Source organism: Salmonella sp. SAL4457, assembly GCF_046548235.1.
Taxonomy (GTDB): Bacteria; Pseudomonadota; Gammaproteobacteria; order Enterobacterales; family Enterobacteriaceae; genus Salmonella; species Salmonella enterica.
In genome coordinates this window covers 163,245-181,321 of sequence record NZ_JBGDZO010000003.1, presented here as the reverse complement: position 1 = coordinate 181,321, position 18,077 = coordinate 163,245, and the positions used below count along the sequence as shown (strand labels likewise).

The 18,077-nt window shown below is 55.4% G+C and carries 16 protein-coding genes; 6 read left to right on the top strand and 10 right to left on the bottom strand.

What is annotated here, in order from left to right; translation table 11 throughout:
• Positions 1-148 precede the first annotated feature (148 nt).
• The 3 genes from nfsB to ACLJNW_RS11985 all read right to left on the bottom strand — a co-directional run bounded on the left by nfsB (position 149) and on the right by ACLJNW_RS11985 (position 1,848).
• Entirely contained in the window at positions 149-802 is a 654-nt protein-coding gene (gene nfsB / locus ACLJNW_RS11995) for an oxygen-insensitive NAD(P)H nitroreductase (protein ID WP_000355879.1), read from the bottom strand.
• A 96-nt stretch (positions 803-898) separates the two neighbouring features.
• Positions 899-1,267 (bottom strand): MmcQ/YjbR family DNA-binding protein, encoded by a 369-nt coding sequence (locus ACLJNW_RS11990; protein ID WP_000348989.1) that lies wholly within the window; start codon positions 1,265-1,267, stop codon positions 899-901.
• Positions 1,267-1,848, bottom strand: coding sequence for a TetR/AcrR family transcriptional regulator (locus ACLJNW_RS11985; protein ID WP_000113609.1), 582 nt, complete (start codon positions 1,846-1,848; stop codon positions 1,267-1,269). The genes ACLJNW_RS11990 and ACLJNW_RS11985 overlap by 1 nt, the downstream gene beginning before the upstream one ends.
• Before the next feature lie 288 nt (positions 1,849-2,136).
• Here ACLJNW_RS11985 and ACLJNW_RS11980 point away from each other — a divergent pair, with 288 nt between their 5' ends.
• The gene (locus ACLJNW_RS11980) at positions 2,137-2,478 is read left to right on the top strand and encodes a RamA family antibiotic efflux transcriptional regulator (RefSeq protein ID WP_000155633.1); all 342 of its coding nucleotides are present in this window, start codon (positions 2,137-2,139) and stop codon (positions 2,476-2,478) included.
• Between the two features lie 5 nt (positions 2,479-2,483).
• On the opposite strand, the gene ACLJNW_RS11975 is transcribed toward ACLJNW_RS11980, so the two are convergent.
• From ACLJNW_RS11975 to ACLJNW_RS11960, 4 genes are all read right to left on the bottom strand, one after another.
• Positions 2,484-2,732, bottom strand: coding sequence for a DUF1158 family protein (locus tag ACLJNW_RS11975; RefSeq protein ID WP_000682497.1), 249 nt, complete (start codon positions 2,730-2,732; stop codon positions 2,484-2,486).
• 66 nt (positions 2,733-2,798) lie between these two features.
• Entirely contained in the window at positions 2,799-3,917 is a 1,119-nt protein-coding gene (locus tag ACLJNW_RS11970; protein WP_001196918.1) for a YbdK family carboxylate-amine ligase, read from the bottom strand.
• Positions 3,918-3,928: 11 nt separating this feature from the next.
• Positions 3,929-4,633 (bottom strand): enterobactin synthase subunit EntD, encoded by a 705-nt coding sequence (entD, locus tag ACLJNW_RS11965; RefSeq protein WP_023204211.1) that lies wholly within the window; start codon positions 4,631-4,633, stop codon positions 3,929-3,931.
• A 45-nt stretch (positions 4,634-4,678) separates the two neighbouring features.
• Entirely contained in the window at positions 4,679-6,934 is a 2,256-nt protein-coding gene (locus ACLJNW_RS11960) for a TonB-dependent siderophore receptor (RefSeq protein WP_001034949.1), read from the bottom strand.
• Between the two features lie 188 nt (positions 6,935-7,122).
• Here ACLJNW_RS11960 and fes point away from each other — a divergent pair, with 188 nt between their 5' ends.
• From fes to wzz(fepE), 4 genes are all read left to right on the top strand, one after another.
• Positions 7,123-8,337 (top strand): enterochelin esterase, encoded by a 1,215-nt coding sequence (fes, locus tag ACLJNW_RS11955; RefSeq protein ID WP_023204212.1) that lies wholly within the window; start codon positions 7,123-7,125, stop codon positions 8,335-8,337.
• Between the two features lie 30 nt (positions 8,338-8,367).
• The gene (locus tag ACLJNW_RS11950) at positions 8,368-8,586 is read left to right on the top strand and encodes an MbtH family protein (RefSeq protein WP_000396006.1); all 219 of its coding nucleotides are present in this window, start codon (positions 8,368-8,370) and stop codon (positions 8,584-8,586) included.
• Positions 8,583-12,467, top strand: a complete 3,885-nt coding sequence (entF, locus tag ACLJNW_RS11945; protein ID WP_023204213.1) for an enterobactin non-ribosomal peptide synthetase EntF — start codon at positions 8,583-8,585, stop codon at positions 12,465-12,467. The genes ACLJNW_RS11950 and entF overlap by 4 nt, the downstream gene beginning before the upstream one ends.
• 249 nt (positions 12,468-12,716) lie before the next feature.
• Positions 12,717-13,853 carry an LPS O-antigen length regulator Wzz(fepE) gene (wzz(fepE), locus tag ACLJNW_RS11940; protein WP_001139572.1) on the top strand — a complete coding sequence of 379 codons (1,137 nt, stop codon included), beginning with the start codon at positions 12,717-12,719 and terminating at the stop codon, positions 13,851-13,853.
• A gap of 51 nt (positions 13,854-13,904) precedes the next feature.
• On the opposite strand, the gene fepC is transcribed toward wzz(fepE), so the two are convergent.
• The 3 genes from fepC to fepD are packed head-to-tail and all read right to left on the bottom strand — an operon-like array spanning position 13,905 to position 16,692.
• Positions 13,905-14,699: an iron-enterobactin ABC transporter ATP-binding protein gene (fepC, locus tag ACLJNW_RS11935; RefSeq protein ID WP_000140620.1), complete on the bottom strand. Its 795-nt coding sequence runs from the start codon at positions 14,697-14,699 to the stop codon at positions 13,905-13,907.
• Complete coding sequence (gene fepG, locus ACLJNW_RS11930) at positions 14,696-15,685, bottom strand: iron-enterobactin ABC transporter permease (RefSeq protein ID WP_072209496.1); 990 nt, start codon at positions 15,683-15,685, stop codon at positions 14,696-14,698. The genes fepC and fepG overlap by 4 nt, the downstream gene beginning before the upstream one ends.
• Positions 15,685-16,692, bottom strand: a complete 1,008-nt coding sequence (fepD, locus tag ACLJNW_RS11925; protein WP_001277879.1) for a Fe(3+)-siderophore ABC transporter permease — start codon at positions 16,690-16,692, stop codon at positions 15,685-15,687. The genes fepG and fepD overlap by 1 nt, the downstream gene beginning before the upstream one ends.
• Positions 16,693-16,802: 110 nt before the next feature.
• Between fepD and entS the strand changes: the two genes are divergently transcribed.
• Complete coding sequence (gene entS, locus ACLJNW_RS11920; protein ID WP_001081670.1) at positions 16,803-18,047, top strand: enterobactin transporter EntS; 1,245 nt, start codon at positions 16,803-16,805, stop codon at positions 18,045-18,047.
• The last annotated feature ends 30 nt before the right edge of the window (positions 18,048-18,077 follow it).

Genomic DNA, 18,077 nt, shown 5'->3' with positions numbered 1-18,077 from the left:
GCCAGTTTTAAATATTATTTATTTTCAATAGGTTGAAAGAGGAAGTTAACACTAGCGATGTAAAACCTGGCACTTCGCGCCATTGATCATTGAGGAACCTGGCAGAAAGGTGAAAAAAGCCGGACGGGCGTCCGGCTTAGGCAGGGGATTAGACTTCCGTCAGTGTGGTTTCAAGCGGCAGACGTGATTTCGGCAGCCCGGCGTTGAAATCCTCGACGCTATGATGGCCGACCGGCACCACGACCAGACTGGTATAGCCTTTTTCTTTCAGACCAAATTCAGCGTCGAGCACCTCGGCGTCGAAACCTTCAATGGGGACGGCGTCGAGACCCATCGCGGCGACGCCCAGCAGAAAGTTGCCGACGTTCAGATAGACCTGTTTCGCCATCCACTGGTGGTCATCTTTCAGCGAGACGCGGTGCATATCGGCGAAAAAGCGGCGACCTTTATCATTTGCCGCTTTAGCTTCCGGCGTAGCGAAACGGCCATCAGCATCTTCCTGATCGACGACGCGCTCAAGCCATGCGTCATCCATTGCGGTTTTGGCGCAGAAGACCACCACATGGGAGGCGTCCAGCATTTTGCGTTCGTTGAACGTGTAGTTTCCGGCAGCGGATTTTGCTACGCGCGCTTTGCCTTCTTCCGTACTGGCGACAATAAAGTGCCACGGCTGGGAATTGGTGCTGGAGGGGCTGTACTGTAGTAGTGTTTTTATTTTATCCGCTTCTTCGGCGGTCAGTTTTTTGCTGGGATCGAACGCCTTGGTGGAGTAGCGCTGTAAGGCGACAGAAACGATATCCATAAATGCTCCTGGTTGGTTTAGTACCCTTTTGTATCAGCAGGGTACCGGGTTATCGGTAAAAAGATAAGGGAGGAAAATGCGGAAACGGTTATTGCATCAGCGCGGTCGCAGGCGCAGTTGCTCTCTTTTAGGCAACCCGTCTACGACCAGATTCCATGAGTCATTTATCAAATCGTTGAGTAGCGAGACGGTGATATCCTCGCCCGCATAGACTGAAATCCAGTGTTTCTTATTCATGTGATAGCCAGGCGCAATGCTGGGGTAAATTTGTTGATTTACCAGAGATTTTTGGGGATCCGACTTCAGGTTCACCACTGGGCGACAGTGATGTTCAGTGAAAAGCATGAATATTTTGCCGCCGACTTTAAACACATCGTACTGTGGGCCGAAAGGCCAGCAGTGTTCGGTAAAAGGCAGTTCCAGCGCAAAGCGTTTTGCACAGGCGTGCAGTGTTTGACCGTCCATTATTGCTCCTCGCGAGTCAGCGCGCGCCACATGGCTTCGAATCCCAGCGCAATATATTCGCCAGCGCGAGCGGGATCGCGCGCGGCGAAATCCATTGTTGTTTCAGCCAGCGCCAGAAAAAGGCCGTCGCCGAAGGCGCGGTACTCATCCGACATAAATACCATCAAAACGGAACGATGACATAAATCGCGCAATTCGGGGAACATATCGTCGGCCCGTTGTTCCGTCTCTTTGGTGAGCTTTTCGCTGACGGCCAGTTGACGGATCGCCCGATGGCGCGCGGGATGGTTCAGACCCCAACTGATGTAACTGTTCCAGATAAAACGAGTCATCATTTTGGCATCGGTAATGGATCGATCCAGCTCCATTATCATTGACTGGCAGAGATCCTGCTTTAAATGCAAATACAACGTGTTAATCAGCTCATCTTTGGTCGCGAAATAGCGAAACAATGTTCCTTCTGCAACACCTGCGTTACGCGCAATCACCGCCGTTGAGGCGGCGATACCGGATTGCGCTATCGCCTGGGTTGCCGCTTCCAGTAATGCTTGTTTTTTGTCTTCACTCTTCGGACGAGCCACTACACGTTACCCTTATGTCTGGAAAAACATGATTGAATCATGCCCGTTGTCGCGTCGCAACGGTGAATGTCAACCTTTGAAAAGTACCTTGACGGCGTATCTTTGCTTTCTATAATGAGTGCTTACTCACTCATAATCAAGAGCTGCCGCATGAAGTGGTAGAAAAGCATATTGCAGGCTATGCGATAAGCCGTCTCACAATTTATGTGGTTATTACTATGCTTATTGCTGTTGCCGTAAATGTGCGGTGCGGGAGCCGCTGACGAGTTTGATAGAGGGGAGAGCACGATGACCATTTCCGCTCAGGTTATCGACACGATTGTCGAGTGGATTGATGATAATTTGAATCAGCCGTTACGTATTGATGATATTGCCCGTCATGCGGGATATTCCAAGTGGCACCTGCAGCGCCTTTTTATGCAGTACAAAGGGGAGAGTCTGGGGCGCTACGTGCGTGAACGGAAGCTAAAACTGGCGGCGCGCGACCTGCGCGACACCGACCAGAAGGTGTATGATATTTGTCTCAAGTATGGTTTTGATTCGCAGCAAACCTTTACGCGCATTTTTACCCGCACGTTCAACCTGCCGCCAGGCGCTTATCGTAAAGAAAAGCATGGCCGTACGCATTGAAATGTTTAATCGGCCAGCGAAAACCAGCGCCGCCAGATAAAGCGAATAACATAATATTCCAGCGCGCCGAGCAACAGAAACCATAAACAAAACAACAAAGTATAAAGCTGGTTGAGATCCATAAGATGAAAGATCCCGACCAGTTTTTGCGCCAGCGCAAGGCCGAGCGAAGGGGCGGGCAGCAGCAGGCTGGAGAGCAACGCCATCAGCAAAATACCGGCAGCGGTCATCAATGATTCAAGCGGGTGTTTCATGGCTTTGTTAAACGTAAGTTAAAACGCCATTGTCCGGGATATCGCCTGGTAAGGCAAATATGCTGTCTATTGTCCCGCCCAGATTTCACAATGTTTTTGTACCAGGCCTATCAGCGATCCGCCGTCGGCAATAAACTCCCGCATATATTGCGCTTCGTTACCGCCTTTTTTCACCTGCAGACGTAGCGCGTCAATGGCGCTGTCGGCGCCCAGCTTGCGCGCTGAGGGGGTAACGTTATCCAGCAGACGCAGCGTATCATCTGCCAGGCGACGGCGGTCGCCGGTATAGACATCGGTTAGCACGCCCTCCAGACCATAGCGGCAAGCCTGAAAACGGTTGAATTTATATAACAGATAGTCTTGTTCCTGCGGTTTAAAGGGACGCTCGGTCAGCAGCCAGTGCGCGGTCGCCTGAATCAACCCTGCCATATTGATGGCATGATCAAGGGTGAGCGGCGTATCCATCACCCGAACTTCTACCGTGCCAAAGGCCGGGCTGGGGCGGATATCCCAGTGCAAATCTTTGATGCTGTCGATCATCGTGGTGTAAGACAGACGGCGAAATAGTCCGGCAAACTCTTGCCAGTTACTGACCCACGGCATGGGACCGTTATCGGGAAAAGCGGAAAAAATATTCAGGCGCGCGCAGGCAAAACGGGTGTCAGATCCTTGCATATAGGGAGACGCGGCGGAGAGCGCAATAAAGTGCGGCACAAAATGCGACAGCCCGTGTAAAAGATAAATCGCATCGTCGCCATTCGCGCAGCCGACGTGGACATGCTGGCCGAAAACCGTCGCCTGTTGAATTAAGTAGCCGAAATTTTCCAGCGTACGTTGATAGCGCTCATTATCACAGACCTCCTGACGCTGCCATTTTTGAAAAGGGTGCGTACCGCCGCCGCAAATGCCGAGATGGTGTTCCGACGCCGCCTGTAAAATAACGTGCTGCATGGCAGAAAGTTGGGCCGCCGCCTGGTCAATATCGCGGCAGACGCCCGTGGCCATCTCCAGCATACTTTCGGTGATATCGTGCTTAATTTCTCCCGCAGTAAGTTGGGGCTTAACGGTGTCGATCAGCGTAGAAGAGTCCTGGCTTAAATCGTAGCCAGGTGGATTGATCACCTGCATCTCCAGCTCAATACCAAGCGTATAAGGTTCAGAAACGTGAAAATCATTCAGCGCCATAGCGATCTCATTTATCGGGGGATTGCGCTAAGTATAGAAGCGGGAGCGCTCCTGTCGTGGGGAAAGCGCGTTATTGCAGAAACAAGAGTAATAACGCTATTGTCACGTTGAAACCATTCTGTACGGACGGTACGTTCAGCCATCGTGGCGGCAAAGGCTGGCAGCAGATGTAACGAGATGTGCGTGGCGGTAAGCGAGGTAACTTTTGCGCTATTGAATCCCGGGAGCGTGACGCGGTCTGAAAAGGCTTTATAAACGCTCTCTTTGGCGGAGAAAGCCAGCGTCAGGGCAAGCGGAAAAGGGAGCGAGCTCGCCTGCAGAATTTGGCGCTCATCGCTATCAATAATGGACGGCGCCAGCTCTGTCGCCGTGTGCTGACTCATGATTTTTTCTATATCAATGCCGATACGCTGTCGGGATATGACGGCCAGCGCCGTTGTCGCACAGTGGCTGATGCTGCCAAATAGGCCGTCCGGCCATAGCGGCTGTCGCTTCTCGCCAATACCGGGCACTGTCCTGACGCCCACCTCGCGTAGCGCATGAACGGCGGCGATGCGGCCTGCCAGATGTTCAGCTTTACGCTTGCGTCCGGCAGACCGGAGCCGATCGTGATGAGGAAGCCATAGCAGGTCGTGTTCGTGAAAGCTGCTCGCATCAAAGTCGACGATATGCAGCCTGTGTCCGGCAAAGGGAAGGGGAAAATGAGATGTCAGCATCGTTTTTGCCAATTCCCTCCCCGAATGAGGGAGGGAAGGTTGCCATCAGAAATGGGTATTAATGCTCATATACCACGTACGCCCCGGTTCGTTATAGGTGTACGCGCCAGCGCCCGCCATATAAGCGCCAGTTTGAGTATCCCTGACGGTTTGCGCGTTACCTTCACGCCACAGACGTTTGTCAAAGAGGTTATCCACGCCACCGGTCAGGCTGACATTTTTGGTCACGTCCCAGGTCGCGCTCAGGCCAACAATACTGTATGGGCTGACCGCTTGCTTATCTGTTCCGGTAACGGGGTTACCCTGATAATCATATTTCTTTGGCTCTTGTTTGCCGTACCAGGTGAAGGTCGATTGCAGAGAAACGTCCTGACGTACCTGCCAGCTCAGGGTTGAGTTAAGCGTGTACTGTGGAATAATCGACAGGCGTTCGCCGGTCTCTTTGTTTTTACTCTGCAGCATATACGTAACGTTATTCGTCCAGTTGACGGTGTCGCTAACCGGTACGTTTAACGTGCCTTCCAGACCTTCAACGACCGCTTTCGGCACGTTCTCCCACTGATAAACATCCGTTTTGCCGTTGTTGATACGCTGCAACGGCACCGTACCCGCTTCAATCTTATTGCGGTAATCATTGCGGAACCAGGTGATGCCGGCCAGCCAGCCATCGCGTTTAAATTCCAGACCGATCTCTTTATTGATGCTGGTTTCGGCTTTCAGATCATCGTTACCCATCATATAGCAGCCGATGCCGGTACCCGCGCCAGTCGCGTAGCAACCCTGACCTTTACTGTACAAAATATAGTTTGGGTTAGTCTGGTACAGACTCGGGGCTTTATAAGCGCGGGCGATTCCCATTTTCAGGGTAAAGTCATCCCCCAGACCTTGCGACAGGTTCAGCGACGGGCTCCAGTTATCCCCCACAATACTGTGATGATCGAAACGTAGCCCCGGCGTCAGCATGGTGCTGTCGGTCAGTTCCATGTTGTTTTCAGCAAACAGAGAGAAAATTTCCGCTTTTGAATAGGGGCTACGATTGGTACTGCTGTAACCCGGGATATTTCCCCCCATAAAGGTTTGCGAGTTGGAGAGCTCGTCTTTCATACGCTGTTGGGCCCATTCGGTACCCAGCGTCAGGTTTTGATTGACCAGCAGATCGAAAGGAAGGCTCACTTCGCTGTGTAGGGTGACGTCATTCAAATCGGCATCGGCATATTTTTGCGATGCTTTGGGATCGAAAATTCCTTCGGTGCCGCCTGCCAAGCCTTCCGGCATCCGGGAGTTACGGGTATGTTCGTATTGCACCCAGTTACTGGTGGTTACGCCATTATCCCAGCCGCCGTTCCAGGTCAGAGAGTAGTTCTGCCGATAGAGGCGGTTCGTCTCTTTTCCGTAATTATCTTTCACCAGTTGGTTCGTATTGGTGTTCTGAGTATCGCCGGCATAGAGATTGCCCTGGCGACTGTATCCGGCCTCCAGCTCCAGAGACTGAAGCGGAGCAAAATCCCAACGAACCACGCCGTTGATATCTTTGTTAATGACCCCCTCGCGTCCTGCTGGTAGCGTGTCGGCGTAACTCCCGGTACGTTCAGACTGATGCCCCTGGTTAATATTACGCGCATCCGCCTGCGTTTTGTCGAGGTTGCCATACAGGCGGAAGCTGAAATCCCCGCCCAGCGGGCCGTTCAGGCTAAAGTTAGTGCGTTTGGTCGCGCCTTCGTCTTTATGTTCCGGCGCGTTGAAATAGGTATTCCAGGAACCGTGCCACTCGCTACCGCCTTTTTTGGTAATGATATTGACCACGCCACCCGCCGCGCCGTTACCGTAGCGTGCGGCGGCAGGGCCACGCAGCACTTCAATGCGTTCGATCATCTCCGGCGGCACCCACGCGGTATCGCCACGGGTATCGCGTTCGCCGCGCCAGCCCAGGCGCACCGAGTTACGGCTGGTGACGGGTTTACCGTCTATCAGGATAAGGGTGTTTTCCGGCCCCATGCCGCGAATATCGATTTGGCGGTTATTCCCGCGCTGACCGCTGGTGGAGTTGCCGGTCAGGTTCACGCCCGGCATGGTGCGGATGATTTCTGACACGTCGCGCGCGGGCGGATTTTTGCGGATCTCATCGGCGGTGATAGTGGATACGCCAGGCGCCTGTAGGTTTTGCTGGGCAGCGGTCACCACGATGGTGTCTTCATTGGTGAGCGCAGCGCTATCGGTTTTGTCTTCCGCCATCACGGGCAGAGCGGCCCCGTAAATCCCTAAATTGACCAGTAAGGTCAGGGAATGAATCTTCTTGTTCATTGTATATCCTGCTTTTCTTTAGCCACATAAGCCAAAGCGCCCGTCAAAGGCATTGGCCGGGTGGTGAAATTGTGTTCGCGCGTCCCATAGCGCGACAATACGCTATTGCAAATGCAAATAGTTATCAATAATATTATCAATATATTTCACCTTTTATATACAAAATTCATAATAAACAAAGGGTTATAATGAAAGAGGCGCTGGCAACGGGAAGTGAGGCCTGGTGGAGGACGAAAACCGGGCCGGAATGGATACGGGAAAAAGACGGAAATTATCGGGTCACTTTTTGGTGGCGCGACCCGCAGGGAAACGAAACACACTCCCCGATACGGCGTGTCTGGGTCTACATCACTGGCGTAACCGATCATCATCAAAACGCGCAGCCTCAGACGATGGCGCGTATTGCCGGAACGGATGTCTGGCGCTGGAGTACGGCGCTTAGCGCTAACTGGCGCGGCTGCTACTGTTTTATTCCTACCGAACGCGATGACGTTTTTGCCGCTTTTGCGCCGGGCGAAACGCCCGATCGGAACGCGCTGCGTGAAGGCTGGCGACAGCTATTACCGCAGGCGATTGCCGACCCGCTTAATTCGCGAAGCTGGCGGGGAGGACGTGGTCATGCGGTTTCAGCGCTGGAAATGCCGGATGCGCCCCTTCAGCCGGGATGGGATCGTCCTGAAACGCCGTACTCGCCGCCTTTGATGATGCAGTGGCATAGCGCACGTCTGGGTAACTCCCGCCGCGTATGGATATTGACGACCGGAGACGAGGCGCCGGAGGAAAGACCGTTGGCTATTCTGCTGGACGGTCAATTCTGGGCGGAAAATATGCCCGTCTGGCCCGCGCTCGCCTCGCTGACTCATCAACGCCTGCTTCCTGGGGCCGTCTACCTGCTGATTGACGCGATTGATACTCAACACCGCAGCCAGGAGTTGCCCTGCAATGCCGACTTCTGGCTGGCGGTGCAGCAGGAACTGTTGCCGCAAGTCAGAGCCGTGACGCCTTTTAGCGATGATGCCGGGCGAACGGTGGTCGCCGGACAGAGTTTTGGCGGCCTGTCGGCGCTGTATGCCGGCCTGAACTGGCCGACGCGTTTTGGCTGTGTACTAAGCCAGTCAGGATCGTTCTGGTGGCCCCATCGCATCACCCCGCCGGAGGGGGAAGTCATTACCCGGCTGAAAACCGGCGCATTATGCGCGCGCGGACTGCGTATCGTACTGGAAGCCGGCGTGCGTGAGCCGATCGTGTTTCAGGCAAATCAGGCGCTTTATGCCCAACTGAATACCTCGCAGCAGTCCATTTTCTGGCGTCAGGTTGACGGCGGACACGATGCGCTTTGCTGGCGCGGCGGGCTAACGCAAGGGCTGATGCTGCTTTGGCAGCCGCTTATCGACACGCTTTAACCGGGCACATGTCCATGACAGGAGTTGAGTATGGAGTTCAGTAATCCCTTCGATAATCCGCAGGGACAGTTTTACATCCTGCAAAATGCGCAGCGTCAATTCAGCCTTTGGCCAGCGGCGTGCGCGCTTCCCGCAGGCTGGGACGTGGTATGCGAACCGCAATCGCAGGACGCGTGCCAGCAGTGGCTTAATACGCGCTGGACAACACTGAATCCGGCGCATTATGCCGATAAGCAGGAGGCGAAATGACGCAGCGTTTACCGTTAGTCGCCGCCCAGCCGGGGATCTGGATGGCGGAAAAACTCTCTGATTTACCCTCCGCCTGGAGCGTGGCGCACTACGTGGAACTGAATGGCGAGCTGGATGCCCCCTTGCTGGCAAAAGCGGTAGCGGTAGGGATGCAACAGGCGGATACGCTACGGATGCGTTTTACCGAAGAGAACGGCGAGGTCTGGCAATGGATAGATCCTGAGCACACCTTCGGCGAGCCCCCGATTGCCGATTTACGCGACCAGCCCGATCCGCATCACGCGGCGCTGGCGTTAATGCAGGCGGATTTACGGCAAAACCTGCGCGCAGATAGCGGTAAGCCGCTGGCGTTTCACCAGTTAATCTGCATTGATGATACCCGCTGGTATTGGTATCAGCGCTATCACCATTTGCTGGTGGATGGCTTTAGCTTCCCGGCGATAACCCGCCAGATTGCGGCGATTTATCGCGCCTGGCAGAGCGACGCCCCTACGCCGGAGTCGCCTTTTACCCCCTTTGCGGATGTGGTCGAGGAATATCAGCGCTATCGCCAGAGCGAGGCCTGGCAGCGTGACGGCGCCTTCTGGGCGCAGCAGCGCCGCGAGCTGCCGCCGCCGGCGTCAATGTCTGCCGCGCCGCTGCCGGGGCGGTCGGCGAGCGCGGATATTCTGCGTATGAAATTGAGCGCGCCGGCGGGGGCGTTTCGCCAACTGGCGGCGCACATGCCTGAGATACCGCGAGCGGATCTTGCCCTGGCGCTGGTGACGTTGTGGCTGGGACGATTATGCGGGCGAATGGATTATGCCGCTGGATTTATCTTTATGCGGCGGATGGGATCGGCGGCGTTAACGGCGACCGGGCCTGTCCTTAACGTGTTGCCGCTGGCGATTAACCTTCATGCGACGGAAGATCTGCCAACACTGGCGAAGCGTCTTGCGGCGCAGTTAAAGAAGATGCGCCGCCACCAGCGTTACGACGCCGAACAGATTGTACGCGATAGCGGGCGAGCCGCAGGGGAGACGCCGCTATTTGGCCCGGTGCTCAATATAAAAGTATTTGATTATCATCTGGATCTTCCTGGCATACAGGCGCAAACCCATACCCTGGCGACGGGGCCGGTTAACGATCTTGAACTGGCGCTTTTTCCGGATGAAAACGGCGGTCTGGATATTGAATTGCTGGCGAATGCACAGCGTTACGATGATGCCACGCTCTCCCGCCATGCCTTACGGTTGATGGCGCTTATCACACAGTTCGCGGATAACCCGGCGCTGCGCTGCGGCGATGCGCAAATGCTGCTGGCGGAAGAACAAACGCAATTAGCACACCTTAATAATACGGCGGTAACGATTCCCGCCGCCACGCTTAGCGATTTGGTGGCGCAGCAGGCGCAAAAAACGCCAGAGGCTTCCGCGTTGGCAGATGCGCATTATCACTTTACCTACCGTGAAATGCGCGAACAGGTTGTGGCGCTGGCGTACGCGCTGCGGGAACGCGGCGTTCAGCCTGGTGATAGCGTGGCGGTGGCGTTGCCACGGTCGGTTTTTCTGACCTTAGCGCTGCATGGCATTGTCGAGGCGGGCGCCGCCTGGCTGCCGCTGGATACCGGTTATCCTGACGATCGGCTGCGAATGATGTTGGAAGATGCGCAGCCGAAACTGTTAATTACGACTCAGGCGCAGCTGGCGCGCTTTCACGATATTCCGGGGATGGAATATTTGTGTTATAGCCAACCGCTACCGGTCAGTGACGCCACTCCGCTGGGGCTGTCGTTACCGCATCATACCGCTTACATCATTTTCACCTCTGGCTCGACGGGCAGGCCGAAAGGGGTGATGGTGGGACAAACGGCGATAGTCAACCGGCTGCTGTGGATGCAGGCTCACTATCCGTTGACGGCGGATGATGTAGTAGCGCAAAAAACGCCGTGCAGTTTTGACGTCTCAGTATGGGAGTTTTTCTGGCCGTTTATCGCCGGGGCGAAACTGGTGATGGCTGAACCGGAAGCGCACCGCGACCCGCTCGCGATGCAACGGTTCTTTGCGCAATACGGCGTCACGACCACTCATTTTGTGCCGTCGATGCTGGCGGCCTTTATTGCCTCGCTCACGCCAGCGTCGGCTGGGAAAAGCTGCGCTTCCTTAAAGCGCGTTTTCTGTAGCGGCGAGGCCCTGCCGACGGCGCTGTGCCGCGAATGGGAGACGTTAACCAACGCGCCGCTACACAATCTGTACGGGCCAACGGAGGCCGCGGTGGATGTGAGCTGGTATCCGGCCTGTGGCGATGAGCTGGCGGCTGTTGACGGCAACAGTATCCCGATTGGTTATCCCGTCTGGAATACCGGTTTACGTATTCTCGATGCGCATATGCAGCCGGTGCCGCCGGGCGTGGCTGGCGATCTCTATCTTACCGGTATCCAACTGGCGCAGGGCTATCTGGGGCGTCCGGATCTTACCGCCAGCCGTTTTATCGCCGATCCTTTTGCGCCAGGCGAACGGATGTACCGTACCGGAGATGTGGCGCGCTGGCTGGATTCCGGCGCGGTAGAATACCTGGGGCGCAGCGACGATCAGCTCAAAATTCGGGGTCAACGTATTGAACTGGGCGAGATTGACCGCGTCATGCAAACGCTGCCGGATGTTGAACAGGCGGTAGCACATGCCTGCGTCTTTAATCAGGCGGCGGCGACGGGCGGGGATGCCCGGCAACTGGTCGGCTATCTGGTGTCGCACTCCGGTTTGCCGCTGGATTTACCGGCGCTGCAGGAAAAATTACGCCAAAAACTTCCCGCGCATATGGTGCCGGTTGTGCTGTTGCAACTTGCCGGTTTGCCGCTTAGCGCTAATGGCAAGCTGGATCGCAAAGCCCTGCCGCTGCCGGACCTGACGCCGCGCGTGAAAGGGCGTGCGCCGCAGTCCGCCACGGAGATTGCTGTCGCCGCGGCGTTTTCCCGCCTGCTGGGCTGTGAGATTAACGACGTTGAAAGTGATTTCTTTGCGCTGGGCGGACACTCGCTGCTGGCGATGAAACTGGCCGCGCAGCTAAGTCAGACGTTTAACCGCCAGGTGACGCCGGGGCAGGTGATGGTGGCGTCTGACGTGGCGCAGTTAAGTAAGCTGCTCGATACTGACGATGACGAACGCTCGCGCAATCTGGGGTTCGGGCCGCTGTTGCCGCTGCGTGAAAGCGATGGTCCAACGTTATTTTGTTTCCATCCGGCGTCGGGGTTCGCCTGGCAATTTAGCGTATTATCACGCTATCTCAGCCCGTCGTGGTCGATTATGGGGATTCAGTCGCCGCGCCCCGCTGGCCCTATGCAAACCGCAACCACTCTTGATGAGGTATGTGAACATCATCTGGCGACATTGCTCGCCCGGCAGCCGCATGGCCCTTATTATTTATTAGGCTATTCGCTGGGCGGGACGCTGGCGCAAGGGATCGCCGCCCGGTTGCGCGCACGCGGCGAAACGGTGGCGTTTTTGGGGTTACTGGACACCTGGCCGCCGGAAACACAAAACTGGCGGGAAAAAGAGGCGAATGGCCTCAATCCGGACGTATTGGCGGAAATTGAACGTGAACGCGCTGCGTTTGTCGCCGCGCAGCAGGGAAATGCCTCCGAAGCCTTATTTACCGCCATTGAAGGCAATTATGCGGATGCCGTCCGTTTGCTGACGACGGCGCATAGCGTACCGTTTGATGGACATGCTACGCTCTTTGTGGCGGATAAAACGGTGCCGGAAGGCGTATCGCCTGAACAGAGCTGGTCGCCGTGGATAGCGTCTTTGGCTATTTATCGCCAGCCGTGCGCGCATGTAGATATTATTTCTCCCTCCGCTTTTGAAACTATCGGGCCCATCATCAGCGAACTTATTAATAAATAACGGGCGTTGTTTCTGCCTTTAACAAATTAAATCCTGAAACCCATAATAATTACTAATTATTATGGGTTTTTTATTGCAACTATTAATTCTTTTAACATAAGTGATACATGCTACAGGCAAGTTTAATTCCGAATATTTAGCTTTTCGGGCACTGGCGCGTAAAGATTGTTTCGGATAATTCTGACTTGCTGTTAGAATCTCTGACAGGAATGTGTTCTTTCATTGGATAAAGTTTTCAGGTCATACGGCATGCCATCTCTTAATGTAAAACAAGAAAAAAATCAGTCATTTGCAGGTTGTTCACTGCCGCCCGCCAACAGTCATGAAATCGATTTGTTTAGCCTTATAGAGGTGTTATGGCAGGCGAAACGTCGTATTCTTGCTACCGTTTTCGCCTTTGCGTGCGTGGGGTTGCTTCTGTCCTTTCTGCTGCCGCAAAAATGGACCAGCCAGGCGATTGTCACACCGGCGGAGTCGGTACAGTGGCAGGGGCTGGAGAGAACGTTGACCGCGCTGCGCGTGTTGGATATGGAGGTAAGCGTTGATCGGGGCAGCGTATTTAATCTGTTTATTAAAAAGTTTAGCTCGCCCTCGCTGCTGGAAGAATATCTTCGTTCTTCTCCGTATGTCATGGATCAATTAAAAGGCGCGCAAATAGACGAGCAGGATCTTCACCGGGCGATTGTCCTGCTGAGCGAAAAAATGAAAGCGGTGGACAGTAATGTCGGCAAGAAAAATGAAACGTCGTTATTCACGTCGTGGACGCTGAGTTTTACCGCGCCGACGCGGGAAGAAGCGCAAAAAGTGCTGGCTGGCTATATTCAGTACATCTCCGATATCGTCGTGAAAGAGACGCTGGAAAATATTCGTAACCAGCTGGAAATCAAAACCCGCTATGAGCAGGAAAAGCTGGCGATGGATCGGGTGCGTCTCAAAAATCAGCTTGATGCCAATATTCAACGTCTTCATTATTCGCTGGAAATCGCCAACGCCGCCGGTATTAAGAGACCGGTTTACAGCAATGGTCAGGCGGTAAAAGATGATCCGGATTTTTCTATTTCTCTCGGCGCGGATGGTATTTCCCGCAAACTGGAAATTGAAAAAGGGGTAACGGACGTGGCCGAGATCGACGGTGATTTGCGTAACCGTCAATACCATGTTGAACAACTGGCGGCAATGAATGTGAGTGACGTGAAGTTTACCCCGTTTAAATATCAACTGTCGCCGTCTCTGCCAGTGAAAAAAGATGGCCCGGGTAAAGCGGTCATTATTATCCTGGCGGCGTTGATTGGCGGTATGATGGCCTGCGGCGGCGTATTACTGCGTCACGCGATGGTCTCGCGTAAAATGGAAAACGCGCTGGCGATAGATGAGCGGTTAGTCTGATTTACCCAAAAGCCGGATAGCGATATCCGGCTTTGTCATCTGTGTGGGCGACTATCGCCGCCCCAGCGGTACCACCAGCGGCGTCCCGGCAACCGGATCGTCGATAATCATACAGCGCAGTCCATAGATTTTTTCGATAAGCTCAGCGGTAACAATCTCTTTCGGCGCGCCCTGTGCGACAATATTACCTTCGCGTAATGCAATCAAATGCGTGGCGTATCGGCAGGCCTGATTCAGGTCATGCAGGACGGCGGCGAGCGTATAGCCTTTTTCGCGGTTGAGATCGCTTAACAACTCCAGCAAATCAATTTGATGGCTAATATCCAGCCACGTTGTCGGCTCATCCAGCAGCATGATGGACGTTTCCTGCGCCAGCACCATGGCTATCCACGCCCGCTGACGTTGGCCGCCGGACAGAGTGTCTACACTTTGCGCCGCCAGTGAGGTGATACCTGTTGCACGCATGGCACTGGCGACGGCATCGGCATCTTCCTTACGCCAGCGGGTAAATAACGGTTGATGCGGATACCGCCCTCTGGCGACCAGCTCTTGTACGGTGATATCGCCCGGCGTAGTGGCGTTTTGCGCCAGCAATCCGATGCGCCGCGCCACCTCTTTACTGGCGTAACGCTGTATTTGTTCGCCATCCAGCCAGACATGGCCGTCAACAGGCGTCATCAGACGGCTTAGCGTGCGTAGCAACGTTGACTTGCCACAGCCGTTAGGGCCGATGATGGCGGTAAAATGGCCGTCCGGAATCGAAACATTAAGGTTTTTTGCGACGGTATAGCTGCCATAACCCAGCGTTAACTGGTCGCCGCGCAAACGGGCTACGGATTCGGTCATTTTTTGCGGGACTCCTGAATTAACAAGACGATAAGGTAAATACCGCCGAGGCTGACGGTGACCACGCCCACTGGAAGCTGATAAGGCATAAACAGTTGCTGCGCGCACGCATCGGCGGCCAGTAGTAATAATGCGCCGCACAGCGCCGACTGGGTTAATCCCCAGCGCGCTGTGCCGCTAAGACGACGGGCGATGTGCGGCGCGACAAGGGCAATAAACGAGATGGGGCCAGCCAGTGCCGTTGCAGCAGCGGTGAGCGACACCGCCACCAGCATCAGCATCAGGCGTGACCGCTCCACGCTAACACCCAGCGCGCAGGCGCTGTCATCGCCCATCTCCAGCAGCCGCATACGACGCACCAGTAGCGCGGCGCCTGTCAGCATCACCATAATCAGCGGCGCCGAAGGCCAGGTTTTTGCCCATGTCAGACCGTTGAGCGACCCGGCGTTCCATAAGCCGGCGGTGAGCGCCGTTTCCAGCGACGCCTGCAACAGAAGCCAGGTATTAAAGGCGACTAACATCGCGCGGATGCCGATACCGATGATAATCAGCCGGAAAGTTTCAATCCCGTTACGCCAGGCGAGCAGCCAGACAATCAATGACGTGACGATACCGCCCGCCATTGCCGCCAGCGCGATCGCGGTAAGATGCTGGCCAAACAGAACCATTGCGACCAGTACGCCGCTCCAGGCGCCAGTATTAAAGCCCATCACATCAGGGCTGCCTAGCGGGTTACGCATCAACGACTGAAAAATCGCGCCACTGACGCCAAGCGCAGCGCCAATCAGCAGCGCCATTAATACGCGCGGTAGTCGCCATTCGGTTACGACAAGGGTGATGTTACGCGGCGCGTCGCCCAGCAGCGCGGCAATAATCTGCCCGGTCTCAAGAGGCACGGCGCCGCTTTGCAGGCTACATAAGCCAATGGCGAAGCAGCCAGCCGCCAGAAGCAGGCAACTTACGATAAGCCGACGAGAAAGAAACATCACAGGCCGCCTCCGTTCGATTTACGGCGTACCAGAAAGATAAGTACCGGCGCGCCGATAAACGCACTGACGACCGATACCCGGAGTTCGCCCGGCACCAACAGACGACCAATAATATCGGCAAAAAGCAGCAGAGCAGGGGTGGCCAGTAGCGTCACTGGCAGCGACCAGCGGTGGTCTGCGCCCACCAGCCAACGCGCCATATGCGGCATCATCAGACCAATAAAGGCGATAGGGCCGACCAGCGCCGTTGCGCTGCCGCACAAGACGGTAATCGCCAGTAAACCGATAAGTTGGGTGCGCGCCACTTTACTCCCCAGCGCCGTCGCGGTATCGCTGCCGAGGCTCAGGCTGTTCAGCGCTCGGCTCAGAAATAGCGCCACGATCCCAGCGATAACCACGGGCGCGAGCGCGACTTTCAACGTTTGCAGGCTACGAATGTCCAGCGATCCCGCCTGCCAGAAGCGAAGCTGGTCATAGACCTCTGGATTTAACAGCGCGATGCCGCTGGTCAGTCCTTCCAGTACCGCGCCAAGCGCCACGCCCGCCAGTGTCAGGCGGACCGGGCTTAACTGGCCGCCGCCCTGACTACCGGTGAAGGCGACAATCAGCGATGCGATAAGCGCGCCGCTAAATGCCATGAAAAGCTGCTCCAGCGGCGTGGAGAAACCAAACAGCGCCGCGCCCAGTACAATGGCGAAGCTGGCGCCGTTGTTAACGCCCAGAATCCCCGGGTCGGCGAGCGGGTTACGAGTGAGTGTTTGCATGAGCGCCCCGGCGAGACCCAACGCGCCGCCTGCCAGTAATCCGGCCAGCGTACGCGGCAAACGCGCATCCAGGACGATGGTGCAATCGGCGCTTTGGCACACGCCGGTGAACGCCTCCAGCACGACGGCGGCGGGCAGCGGTTTCGCGCCAATGACCAGGCTTAAAACCGCGGCGAGACTCAGTAATAACAACAATCCGGGCACGGCAAACGCGCGCGTCACGGAAAACGAGCATGACATAGTAATATCCCTGATAATGATAGTAATTATCGTTATCTATCTTATTTGGTTATGTTAGCATGTGCAGCCATTGAATGGATATTTAAAAAAACTCGCATTAAGGCGTTGTAATGAATCGACAATCCTGGCTGCTCAATCTCAGCCTGTTGAAGACGCACCCTGCATTTCGCGCAGTATTTCTGGCCCGTTTTATCTCTATTGTCTCGCTGGGGCTGCTTGGCGTGGCGGTTCCGGTACAGATCCAAATGATGACGCACTCCACCTGGCAGGTAGGGCTGTCGGTAACGTTAACCGGCGGCGCCATGTTTATTGGCTTAATGGTGGGTGGCGTACTGGCCGATCGCTACGAACGCAAAAAGGTGATTCTGCTGGCGCGCGGTACTTGCGGTATTGGCTTTATTGGCCTGTGCGTGAACTCGCTGCTGCCGGAACCATCATTGCTGGCGATATATCTCCTTGGCCTGTGGGACGGCTTTTTCGCGTCTCTGGGCGTGACCGCGTTACTGGCGGCGACGCCAGCGCTGGTCGGAAGAGAAAATCTGATGCAGGCCGGCGCGATTACCATGCTGACGGTACGTCTGGGATCGGTTATTTCCCCGATGTTGGGGGGCATATTGCTTGCCAGCGGCGGCGTAGCCTGGAACTATGGGCTGGCGGCCGCCGGGACGTTTATTACGCTATTGCCGCTACTGACGCTGCCGCGACTGCCTGTCCCTCCGCAGCCGCGGGAAAATCCATTTATCGCGTTACTGGCGGCATTTCGTTTTTTGCTCGCCAGTCCGCTTATCGGCGGTATTGCGCTGCTTGGCGGTCTGGTGACGATGGCAAGCGCGGTACGCGTCCTCTATCCGGCGCTGGCGATGAGCTGGCAGATGTCGGCGGCGCAAATCGGTTTGCTGTATGCGGCAATTCCGCTGGGGGCGGCCATTGGCGCGCTGACCAGCGGACAACTGGCGCATAGCGTTCGTCCGGGGCTCATTATGCTGGTTTCGACAGTCGGTTCTTTTCTGGCGGTGGGGCTGTTCGCCATCATGCCGGTCTGGATCGCAGGTGTTATCTGTCTGGCGCTATTTGGCTGGCTTAGCGCCATCAGTTCGTTATTACAATACACTCTGCTGCAAACCCAGACGCCGGAAAATATGCTGGGGCGAATGAACGGCCTGTGGACCGCGCAAAACGTCACGGGAGACGCTATCGGCGCGGCGCTGTTAGGCGGTCTTGGCGCAATGATGACGCCGGTCGCTTCCGCGAGCGTGAGTGGATTCGGGCTGGTGATTATCGGTTTGTTGCTGCTGTTAGTGCTGGGCGAGCTACGCCGTTTTCGCCAGACGCCGCCGGTTAGCGATGCTGGCTGATGAAGGGGCGTTTATCCGACTGACCAAATC